Below are 12,176 nucleotides of genomic sequence, written 5' to 3'. Positions count from 1 at the left end.
GTCAATACATCCTCTCCCAAGGGTAGTGTGTCGCTGACATCCCATCCAGGCTAAAGCGATCAATGGGTTTTACGCTCGATTTATAAATACCAAAACCGATAACCAAATAATTTTTGGGGTTAAGGATAAATTCCACCATTGCATTAGATTGAAAATGCTATGAAATTAATCTCTTGACTCAGAATCCTTTTACTAACATTGACCCTTGCCCTGAACCTATAATTCTAATTCGTTCTTTTTCTAATTTTCTTGCTTGCGTTGTAGTTTAGGGATTTAATACCCATTTTACAATTATGTAACATGAGTTGATGTTAATTTTGTTTATTTTGCGAGAATCTAATCATTTTTTGAATAAAGTGTTATTGGGTAGGTAAAGTAAAATACAAAAAACATTCAGCAGAAATTTCATCCCTATAATGCAATCTAAAATAACGAACGAATTATGAAACGAAGAACCTTTGTAACACAAACTGCCCTTGTTTCCTTAGGGTTTTTAGCGCTATCAAGATGCACCCTAAAATCGTCCAAAACTTCAAATGCAACAACAAAACTACCATTAAAGACTGACCCAGAGGGATATCTAGATCTTCCAGATGGATTTTCTTATAAAATTATTTCCAAGCAAGGAGATCCAATGACTGATGGCCTTAGGGTCCCTGGACGTCCAGACGGAATGGGCGCATTTAAAGGTACTGATCAAAAGGTAATCCTAATTAGAAATCATGAAATCAACCTTTCTCCTTTATCAGAGAGCCCCTTTGGTGATGAAAACCAATGGCTAGACAAAGTAGATACCAGCAAGTTATACGATGCTGGCAAATCCACCAAACCAGGTCTTGGCGGAACCACGACACTAGTTTATGACGAGGCAACTCAAGTGGTAGAAAAACAATTTCTTAGTTTAGCAGGAACCTATCGCAATTGCGCTGGGGGTGTAACCCCATGGAATTCATGGCTAACTTGTGAAGAAGATGTGAGTAATGCTGATGGCGAATTTGTGGAGCAAGACCATGGCTTTGTTTTTGACGTTCCAGCAGATGCTGATAGTCTTGTGGATGCTAAGCCAATTAGGGAGATGGGGAGATTTAATCACGAAGCTGTAGCAGTAGATCCTCAAACTGGATACATCTATCAAACTGAGGATAGACACGATAGCCTATTGTATAGATTTGTTCCAAATGATAGAGATGACTTACATGCCGGGGGTCGACTACAAATATTAGCAATTGTCGATCAAAAAACCTTGGACACTAGAAATTGGGAAGAAAAAACGGTCTCTCTAAACAAAGAATTACCCATAGAATGGATAGACATCGATGATGTAACACCAGAAGAAGACGACCTTCGATACCGAGGAATGAAATTAGGTGCTGCGTGTTTCGCTAGAGGTGAAGGAATGTGGTATAGTGATAATGAAATATACTTTGCTTGTACCAATGGAGGTCCTCAAAGATTCGGGCAAGTGTTTAAAATTAACCTTAAAGAAAACACTTTGGAGCTCTTTGCTGAGTCCGAAGATAAAACGGTCCTTCATATGTGTGATAATCTAACTATTACTCCTTGGGGAGATGTCATGGCTTGTGAGGATAATGGAGAAACCAATCGCTTACATATCATAGATCAAGATGGAAATATTAAGTTGTTCGGTATTAATAAAAGCAGTAAATCAGAACTAGCCGGTGCTGTGTTCTCACCATCTGGCAAAACCTTATTTGTAAACCTACAAGAAAACGGAGAGACCGTGGCTATTACAGGGCCTTGGGAAAAACTCCACAGCTAAATTCATTGTACCTACACCCTTTAAGGAAGTAATTCTAAAACAACTAAGTAGCCACAGTGGTCAGAAGCAATTTCATCGCATATCGTTTTCGATTCAAGTACTTTCCAAGCTTTTTTAGGGGTATACATAATATAGTCTATCTTTCCCTTAGGATCATCTGAGGGAAAAGTAGGCTCAAGGGTAGTTTCTTGGTAGGCCGCACTCCATTTGGATTCAAGTATTTCTATAGGCTCACTCCCTGGGGTATCGTTTAGATCACCAGCTAAAATGGACGGGTAATCACCTGGAATTAACTTTTGATTGATTGCCTGTACCTGCATCATTCTATCGCGATTATCTTTTAAATGATCAAGATGAGTCCCAATAAAACGAATGGTATCTCCAGGTGAGATGGCAATGGTGATTTCAGCTGCTGCACGAGGTTCACTAGTTGGCTGGTGCGGAAGTGGAATATTCTTAGCCGATAAAATTGGCCATTTGGACAATACGCCTTCACCATACGCTCCGCCATCATAATCCATCGCTTTAGCAAAATAGGAAGTCATTCCAGTTCGCTGTGCTAATTCGGTGGTCAAATCAAAGTTTTTAGCACGTTTTGTCTTATAATCCACCTCCTGAAGGGCAACCAAGTCAGGTTTCGTATTGTTTATAACATCAGAAATAACATCAAGGTCAAAATCCCCTTTAGTAGTTGCGCCGTGTAGTATATTAAGTGTCAAGACCCTAACAATTTTTCGCTCTTTGGTGGCGTGTTGTGCTTTTAATTGTACAGGCACCAATATGCATAATACTAATAGAATCCTAATTATTGAAAGTCTAGACATGGAATGCAGTTTATAAATTACCAAAATGTCATTAATCTTTGTTTGTATGCACAGATTAAGGCGTACAGAGGGTTAAATTAAAACATTATCTATGGTTCTCCCAAAGCTTGCAGATATTTTTTAAACAACACGTTTGACCTACGCTAATAATTAAAAAAATTCCCTCTAGATTTAATATTCTAAAAGGAACTTAAGATGATAAATAATTCACTTGGGGACCAATGAAAAATAAAATAGATCAGAACTGATCGTTATGATTGACCATCCAGTGTATCCCGAATTTATCCACGAAACACCCGAAATAATCACCCCAAAATTGGTCTTCCATGGGCATTTCCACAGAACCTCCTTTGGAAAGGCCATTAAACAAACGATCCGCTTCCTCTCGGCTTTCAGTATGAAGCGATATATAATTCATATTCCCTCGCTCTAAGGTATGACCGGATGAAGGCATAATATCTGAAGCCATCAGAACAGAATCCCCTCCCAGGGGCAAGGAAATGTGCATTAGTCTATTCTGTTCTTCCTTGGGTATCTTATCACCTTCTGGGGCGTCTGAGAACCTCATCATAAAGGAAAACTCACCTCCAAATACAGATTTATAAAAATTAAAGGCTTCTTCCGCATTTCCGTCAAAATTTAAATACATGTTTACTTTCATCAAAGTCGTGTTTTGATTAATACTATGGTGTTTACTATACTTGATTTACAGGTTTTTAAAACCGTGATAAACCATACACCAAAAGTAAAACATAAAAAAACACCATTAAGGGGGAGATTCCGCCATTTTTTAGTGTGGTATACGACAATTGCCACAATAAATCAAAAGGCTAATAGATGAGTGTAAAAACACAAAATGGATGCTAGGTAACTAACATCCATTTTGTGTACTAAATTTATTTTACCTTGTAAATACTTACCAAGAGCAGGATTAAAGTTTCTTCTTAACCTCAACCTCTCTAAAGCTCTCAACAATATCTCCAATTTGAATATCGTTATAATTTTTAACTTGAAGACCACAGTCGTACCCTTTAGAAACTTCCTTAACATCATCTTTAAAGCGTTTCAAAGAAGTTAGTTCTCCCGTGAAAATCACCACACCATCACGAATTAAACGAATTCCAGAATTACGGTATATCTTACCATCAGTAACCATACATCCAGCAATAGTACCTACTTTAGAAATTTTGAAGGTTTCTCTAATTTCTGCAGTTCCCGTAATTTCTTCTTTCAATTCAGGTGATAACATTCCTTCCATAGCATCACGAAGATCGTTAATCGCATCGTAGATGATAGAGTATGTTCTGATATCAATTTCTTCCTTATCCGCGATGCTTCTTGCATTACCCATAGGTCTAACATTAAACCCGATAATAATCGCGTCAGAAGCGGTGGCTAGAAGCACATCGGATTCCGTAATTGGTCCAACTGCTTTGTGAATGATATTGATATGGATTTCCTCTGTAGAGAGTTTCTGGAACGAGTCAGTCAATGCTTCCACCGATCCATCAACATCCCCCTTAAGGATAATGTTCAGTTCTTTAAACTCACCAAGAGCAATACGTCTTCCTATCTCATCAAGAGTAATATGTCTTTGTGTTCTAACGGATTGTTCACGTTGTAATTGAGTACGCTTAGCTGCAATTTGTTTTGCCTCTTTTTCATCCTCATAAACATTGAACTTATCACCTGCTTGTGGTGCACCGTCCAATCCTAACACTGAAATTGGGGTAGAAGGACCAGCTTCAGGAATATTATTTCCTCGCTCATCCTGCATCGCTTTAACCTTACCACTATGGGTTCCAGCTAGCAAATAATCTCCAATTTTCAAAGTACCGCCTTGTACTAAGACCGTAGACACATATCCACGTCCTTTATCAAGATAGGCCTCAACTACAGCACCTACAGCACTCTTATTAGGATTTGCTTTTAGTTCAAGTAATTCAGCCTCTAAAAGTACTTTTTCAAGTAATTCTGGAACACCTAAACCAGACTTAGCAGAGATATCCTGAGATTGGATTTTTCCTCCCCAGTCTTCAACTAATAAATTCATATTTGCAAGACCCTCTTTAATCTTATCTGGATTCGCAGTTGGTTTATCTACCTTATTGATAGCGAACACAATTGGAATTCCTGCTGCTTGAGCGTGGCTTATCGCCTCCTTGGTTTGAGGCATCACATCATCATCCGCTGCAATTACAATAATCGCCATATCGGTTACTTGAGCACCACGAGCACGCATCGCCGTAAAGGCCTCGTGACCAGGTGTATCAAGGAAAGTGATTTTTTGACCATTTTTAAGTGTCACTCCGTATGCTCCAATGTGCTGGGTTATACCACCACTCTCTCCAGCAATTACATTCTCTTCTCGAATATAATCCAATAAAGAGGTTTTACCGTGGTCAACGTGACCCATCACTGTTACAACAGGAGCTCTTGACTCAAGATCCTCAGGAGCATCAACTTTTTCTACTTCTGTATCCTCAAGGTCAACAGTAATAAACTCAACTTCATATCCAAACTCTTCAGCGATAATGGTTAATGTCTCAGCATCTAAACGCTGATTCATCGTCACCATCATACCTAATGACATACAAGCTGAGATAATTTTAGTTACAGGAACATCAATAAGTGTAGCAAGCTCACTAACAGTAACAAACTCCGTTACTCTAAGAGTTTTACTCTCTGCCTCTTGTTGTGCAATCTCCTGCTCTGTTTTTTGTCGGTGAAAATCTCTCTTCTCTCTACGATATTTTGCACCTTTCGACTTAGAGGCTTTCCCTTGAAGTTTTTCCAAGGTCTCACGTACTTGTTTTTGTACTTCTTCCTCAGTAGGCTCCACTTTTTCAACTGGCCTTCTTTGACCAGCACCCTTACGTCTATTTTTGTTATTATCCTTATTAAATCTGTTACCAGAATTATTACCAGAACCAGGACGAGAATCTTTATTGTCTTTACTTATTCTTCTGCGACGTTTCTTTTTGTCATCAGCAGAACCCGTAGACTTGGCTCCTTTTTTATTAGGATCTTCTTTAGTTTCTTTTTTCTTCTTAGGCTTATTAAACTGAGATAAATCAATTTTTTCACCTGTAAAATTAGGTCCAGAAAGTTTGGTATACTTTGTCTTGATTTGCTCTGAATCAACCACCTCATCATCAACAATCATCTTCTTAGTTTTGATGGGGGCTTTTGGTGTTTCAACAGCCTTAGGCGCTTGTGGCTTTTTCACCTCTTCGGGTTTAGTATCCTTCACTGGTTCGGTAGACTTTTCAGGAGTTTTTTCAGCGGGTTTCTCCTCTTTCTTAGTTTCAGTTTTAGCCGTTTTTTCCTCCGCTTGTTTTTCCTCTTTAATAGGTTCTTTTTCAACCGGGTCAGCCTTAGTCTCAGTTTTAGGCTTGGTCTCCAAACTTGGGGATTGTTCCTCCACTTTATCTATTGGCTTTTCTTCCTTAGAAGCATCAGCAGCTGCAGCATCATCTTTTTTCTTACCGCTAAGTTCGATTTTTCCAACAGTTTTAGGACCAGAAAGCGTAGCTCGAGCACGGATAATTTCCTGCTCCTCCTCCAATTGCTTTTGGCGTTTTAACTCGTTCTCTTTCTCCAATTCCTGACGGATAGCCTCTTTCTCCTTACGTTTTTCCTCACCGACTTCTTTGGAGGCAACCTTCTTACTCCTATCTGTTTGAAATTCGTCTAAGAGAACATTATACACCTCATTAGTAATCTTAGTTGTAGGTCTAGCTTCTATGTCAAAACCCTTTGACGATAGGTGCTCTACAGCCCTGTCTAAAGAAATGTTTAACTCTCTTAATACCTTATTTAGCCTCAATTTTGCGCTTTCAGCCATATAAATTTTTGTTATCCTAATTTTATATTCTTAATACAAAAGTTAGTCTTCAAATTCTTCTTTTAGAATCCTAACTATTTCAAGAATAGTCTCTTCTTCAAGATCCGTTCTTTTTATAAGATCTTCAATATCATTATCTAACACACTCTTTGCTGTGTCTAGACCTATTCTTTTAAACTCATCAATAATCCATTGCTCGATTTCATCGGAGAATTCCGTCAATTCAACATCTTCCTCCACACCTTCTCGCAATACATCTATCTCATAGCCTGTTAATTGACCCGCTAGACGAATATTAAATCCACCTTTACCAATTGCCTTTGACACCTCTTCAGGTCTCAGTAGCACCTCAGCGTGCATGGTTTCATCGTTCAAAGTTACTAAACTTACTTTAGCTGGGCTCAATGCTCTACTAATAAATAATTGTGGATTACTAGTATAATTGATCACATCGATATTTTCATTCCCTAATTCACGTACTATACCGTGAATCCTAGAACCTTTCATTCCAACACAAGCACCAACTGGATCAATACGATCATCGTATGAATCTACGGCTACCTTCGCTTTTTCGCCTGGGATCCTAACTACTTTTTTCACAGTAATTAAGCCATCGAATACTTCTGGAATTTCTTGCTCGAACAATTTTTCCAAGAATTCTGGAGCAGTACGAGACATAACGATCATAGGTTTATTACCTTTAAGCTCTACTCCTTCAATAATCCCACGTACGTTTTCTCCTTTTCTAAAGAAGTCAGATGGGATCTGCTTATCCTTTGGCAATATAATTTCATTTCCTTCATCATCGAGCAAAATAACTGCCTTGTGACGGATATGATGTACCTCTGCTGTATATATCTCTCCTATAAGATCTTTAAACTGCTTGTATATAGTTGTATTATCATGCTCGTGTATCTTAGAAATCAGATTCTGACGTAAAGCCAAAATAGACCTTCTTCCCAGATCGATTAACTTCACTTCCTCAGAAACATCCTCACCCACTTCAAAATCGGGTTCAATCTTTCTTGCTTCGGATAATGATATTTCCTGATTCTCATCCTCAACCTCGTCATCAGCTACCACTATACGATTTCTCCAGATCTCCAAATCTCCTTTGTCTGGATTTATAATAATATCAAAATTATCATCGGATCCAAACTTCTTTTTCAGCGCATTTCTAAATACATCTTCTAAAATGGCCATTAGGGTTACACGATCTATAAGCTTATCATCTTTAAACTCAGAAAATGATTCGATCAATGCCAGATTCTCCATGTCTGTTCTTTAATTAAAATTTTATCATCACTTTAGCTTCTTGTATATCCTCAAAAAGGACTTCTTTCTCGTACTTAACAGTAACTTTTCCTTTACCTACCGGTTTAGGTTCCCTGGCCTTCCAAGCTAATTGCAATCCATTGGCGGTTACCGCTGTAAGTTCGCCTTCAATTTTATTCTCATTGGTAGTAACTTCAAGCTTTCTACCAATATTTTTCTGATATTGTCTGTGATGTGTAATAGGTTCTGTAGCACCTGGTGAGGTAACCTCCAAAGAGAAGTCTAATTCTTCTCGATCCAAATTGTGCTCTACATGCCTACTGACATCCATACAATCTTTTAAAGCAACGCCTTTATCCCCGTCAATAATTATTTTTATTTTATTGTCGGAACTTACTGAAAAATCAATCAAAAACAATGACTGTTTCTCTTCTAGAATTTCATTTAAAAGCCTTGTTACTTCGTCTTTCAACATCTATAATTAGTATAAAAAGAGGGGACTGCCCGTCCCCTCTGAAATAGATTATTCACTTTCAACGGTGCAAATATACAAAAAAATATTATACGACTTTACCCAACAAGTAAATTGTTCGTTATCAAATTATTCGCCCTCTCTTTACAACATACTATTATCAGCATTTTTGAGGGTGATCTAAAATCAATAAATAACAAAAAATTGCTCTTGGAAAAAGCCTCCAAATCTTTGCTACCTATAGGAACAAAAAAACCCTTAAAAATTGTAGTTTTTAAGGGCTTTTTTGTTGGCCTACAAGGACTCGAACCTTGAACGACTGAACCAAAATCAGCTGTGTTACCAATTACACCATAGGCCAGTAAAATGTGCTTTTAAAATGTATCATCCGTAAAAGCAGGTGCAAATTTATAACAAAGTTTGATATGCACAAACATTTTTAAAATATTTTTTAATCACCACTACAACCAATTGACAATTCGTGGGTAAAAAGCCCGTGAAATGTCAACTTTAGGCTCTTGGTTGTTAACATTTTTGAAAAGTAATTTACATTCTTATATATTTTCTTAAATTCGCTTGCTATATACTATAATATTATATATTTAGAAAATAACATAGATGTCTGCAGAACAATTTAAAAAATGGGATACTATTCTGGGATGGATAGTTTTTATCATAGCCTTAATGACTTACCATCTCACGGTAGAACCAACTTCAAGTTTTTGGGATGCAGGAGAATATATAGCGACCTCAGCTAAGTTACAAGTAGGTCACCCACCAGGAGCTCCTTTTTTCCAAATGATGGGTGCATTCTTTGCAATGTTCTCTACTGAGGCAGAAGCGGTAGCCGTTACTGTAAATCACATGTCAGTATTTTCAAGTGCTTTCGCAATTTTATTTATGTTTTGGTCTATCACAAACATCACCAAAAAATTAGCTCAAAGAGGTGGAGAATTAAGCATTGGAAATTATATCGCCATTTTAGGAAGTGGATTTGTTGGAGCGTTAGCCTTCACATTCTCCGATAGTTTTTGGTTTAACGCTGTAGAGGCGGAGGTATATGCTATGGCTATGCTTCTGACTTCAATTATGGTTTGGTTAGGACTCAAGTGGGCCGATGATATGCACAACCCAAGAGGGCACAAATGGTTGGTGCTTATCTCATTAGTAGTAGGTCTATCATTTGGGGTTCACTTTATGGCACTTTTAACCATTCCTTCTCTGGGAATGATCTATTATTTTAAAAACAATGAAAAACCCACGGCTAAATCTTTTATAATCGCCGTCTTAGTTTCAGTAGGTATCTTGCTATTTATTTTCAAAATGCTGTTACCGAATGTGATGAAATTCTTCGGTTATTTGGAAGTCTTTTTCGTCAATAGTATTGGGTTGCCATTTAACTCAGGAACGATCATTGCAGGGATCTTAGTCATTGCACTATTTTATTTCTCCCTTAGGTATACCAGAAAAAAGAATTACAATCTCTTAAATACCATTGCACTGAGTGTGATGTTTATTCTTATCGGATTTTCAACCTGGATGATGATTCCTATCAGAGCCAACGCGGGGACTGTGATCAATGAAAACAGTCCTACTGATGCCAGACAGCTCTTAGCTTATTACAACCTTGAGCAATACCCTGAAACCCATTTGATTTATGGGCCAATGTATTCTGACGCCTTTGCTGGACAGGATCCAGATGATCCGTATAAGGACGACAAGCCTAAATACGAAAGAGATTATGAGCAAGGCAAATATATCATTGTCAACCATTATAAAGATGCTCGAGTAGCTCCTAATAGTGATCATCTAGGATTTTTACCGCGAATGTGGAGTAGTGAGCACGCCGCAAACTACATGAGGATCACTGGACCACTGGAAATGAAAGTCAAACCACAATACCGAGGAGAAAAACAACTCACCGATGCGGTTTCTCAATTCAAAATGGATTTAGAAAATGGAACCATTGATGAGGATCAGTACGTTGACTTTATAAAGCAATTCAGCAGTTTTCTTATTATTGAAAAACCAAGTTTTGCCCAAAACATGCGTTACCTATTTGAGTATCAAATGGGCTATATGTATTGGAGGTATTTTATGTGGAATTTCGTAGGACGACAAGATGATATTCAAGGAAAACTAGACAACCACGGTAACTGGTTAAGCGGTGTTAAGTTTGTAGATCAGTGGCATCTTGGATCTCAAGATCACTTACCATCTGATGTATTAGAAAATAAAGCTAGAAACACCTATTTCTTCCTGCCGCTTATTCTGGGGATCATCGGTTTATTATTCTTATTTAAAAGCGACAAACAACTATTTTGGATTCTATTTATGCTTTTCTTATTCATGGGATTAGCCTTGAAGGTCTATTTGAATGAGAGGCCATTTGAACCCAGGGAAAGAGATTATGCACTAGTAGGATCTTTCTTTGTATTTTCTATGTGGATAGGACTAGGAGTCTACGGATTATTTGAAGAATTTAAAAAATATCTAACACCAAAAATATTGGCACCTGTGGTTACCGCCATTTGTGTGCTCGCAGTTCCAGTGGTGATGGTAAGTCAAAACTGGGATGACCATGATCGATCGGATCGTTATACCGCTCAATCTATGGCTAAATCTTATTTGGATTCTATTCAAGAAGATGCTGGAGCTATCCTTTTCACCATTGGTGATAATGATACCTTTTCGCTTTGGTATGCTCAAGAAATAGAAGGCTATCGCACTGACGTTCGTACCATAAATACCAGCTTATTTGCCACCGATTGGTACATCGATCAAATGAAAAGGGCAGCCTATGAGAGCAAACCGATTCCGTCACAACTCACTCATGATAAATACGCTTATGGTATTCGTGATGTGATATATTTCCAGCAACTCACCGATGAGCGTTGGGACATTAAACGATTCATGGATTGGGTGAGTAATGATGAAAACACCTTTAGAACCTTGATTAAAAAACAGGGTGGAGATCTAAGCCAATATCCTGAAAGTTATCTCAACTTGGTATTCTACCCTACCAATAAGATTAGGGTTCCTGTAAATAAGCAGGCAGTCTTGGATTCTGGATTGGTAAAAGAAAAAGATTCTTCGCTAATTGTTGACTATATCGACATTGATCTACCAAAGACTGCCCTTACAAAGAACAGATTGTTAATGCTAGATTTACTAGCAAACAATAACTGGGAACGTCCAATTTATTTTACGGGAGGTAGCTTCGATGCTGCGGAATATATGTGGATGAAAGATTACCTACAATTAGATGGTCTTGTTTATAAACTAGTACCGATTAAAACAGCTGTGGATCCAAATAACCCGTACCAAATGGGACGATTAGATCCAGATTTAATGTATAATATTGTTAAGGACTGGCATTGGGGTAATTCACAATCACCTGATATTTATCACGATCCTGAAACTAGAAAAAACAGTATCTCATATCGAGGAAACTTGGCAAGATTAACAGAAGAACTTCTTAATCAAGGTGACAAAGAACGCGCGAAGGAAGTTTTAGATCTGGCCATGGAAAAAATGCCTTTCGGATATTTTGGGTATTATGTATTCTTAGAACCATATGTCCAAGGATACTACCAAGTCGGTGAAAGTGACAAAGCTAGAGAGCTTTACCAAAATGTTGTTAAAAAATACCAAGAAAGCCTTAATTACTATAGTCATTTACCAGTAGAGGAGCAGTATCAGTACGCCTCAGAAATTGTATCTGATGTACAGCGTTACAGAAGTCTCTTAGACATTGTTGTTCGATACGATACTCAAGATTTCGGAATGCCAGAAACACAGACATTTAATGAATATTTAGATCGTTTCAGCAATCTCTATGGTGGATCTCCTCAGCCTGAACCAACAGAACAGGAGCTACAAAATCAACAACCCATCAGAGATGCAGCGCCTGAAATACCAGTAGACTCTTCAATAATTGAACTCGACACAGTCCTTGAATAAAAAACAAACTACTCC

The 12,176-nt window shown here is 37.9% G+C and carries 7 protein-coding genes and 1 tRNA gene; 2 read left to right on the top strand and 6 right to left on the bottom strand.

Annotated features, from left to right (window positions below):
* Window positions 1-442 precede the first annotated feature (442 nt).
* A complete protein-coding gene (locus I215_RS11180; RefSeq protein ID WP_008992074.1) occupies window positions 443-1,780 on the top strand; it encodes an alkaline phosphatase PhoX in 1,338 nt (445 codons plus the stop codon).
* Between the two features lie 20 nt (window positions 1,781-1,800).
* On the opposite strand, the gene I215_RS11175 is transcribed toward I215_RS11180, so the two are convergent.
* The 6 genes from I215_RS11175 to I215_RS11150 form a co-directional block, all read right to left on the bottom strand.
* Window positions 1,801-2,604 carry an endonuclease/exonuclease/phosphatase family protein gene (locus tag I215_RS11175; protein ID WP_083852500.1) on the bottom strand — a complete coding sequence of 268 codons (804 nt, stop codon included), beginning with the start codon at window positions 2,602-2,604 and terminating at the stop codon, window positions 1,801-1,803.
* A 238-nt stretch (window positions 2,605-2,842) separates the two neighbouring features.
* Window positions 2,843-3,265 carry a VOC family protein gene (locus I215_RS11170; RefSeq protein ID WP_008992072.1) on the bottom strand — a complete coding sequence of 141 codons (423 nt, stop codon included), beginning with the start codon at window positions 3,263-3,265 and terminating at the stop codon, window positions 2,843-2,845.
* 270 nt (window positions 3,266-3,535) lie between these two features.
* On the bottom strand, window positions 3,536-6,451 hold the full coding sequence (gene infB, locus I215_RS11165) for a translation initiation factor IF-2 (RefSeq protein ID WP_008992071.1): 2,916 nt from the start codon (window positions 6,449-6,451) through the stop codon (window positions 3,536-3,538).
* A 42-nt stretch (window positions 6,452-6,493) separates the two neighbouring features.
* Complete coding sequence (gene nusA, locus I215_RS11160; protein ID WP_008992070.1) at window positions 6,494-7,726, bottom strand: transcription termination factor NusA; 1,233 nt, start codon at window positions 7,724-7,726, stop codon at window positions 6,494-6,496.
* 13 nt (window positions 7,727-7,739) lie between these two features.
* Window positions 7,740-8,201, bottom strand: a complete 462-nt coding sequence (rimP, locus tag I215_RS11155) for a ribosome assembly cofactor RimP (protein WP_008992069.1) — start codon at window positions 8,199-8,201, stop codon at window positions 7,740-7,742.
* A 286-nt stretch (window positions 8,202-8,487) separates the two neighbouring features.
* A tRNA-Gln gene (locus I215_RS11150) sits at window positions 8,488-8,559 on the bottom strand.
* 257 nt (window positions 8,560-8,816) lie between these two features.
* Between I215_RS11150 and I215_RS11145 the strand changes: the two genes are divergently transcribed.
* On the top strand, window positions 8,817-12,161 hold the full coding sequence (locus I215_RS11145) for a glycosyltransferase family 117 protein (RefSeq protein ID WP_008992067.1): 3,345 nt from the start codon (window positions 8,817-8,819) through the stop codon (window positions 12,159-12,161).
* Window positions 12,162-12,176: the final 15 nt, after the last annotated feature.

Origin of the sequence: Galbibacter marinus, from assembly GCF_000300875.1 — a bacterium.
GTDB lineage: Bacteria > Bacteroidota > Bacteroidia > Flavobacteriales > Flavobacteriaceae > Galbibacter > Galbibacter marinus.
The sequence above is the reverse complement of the archived record's forward strand: the minus strand, read 5'-3'. Positions and strand labels throughout refer to the sequence as shown.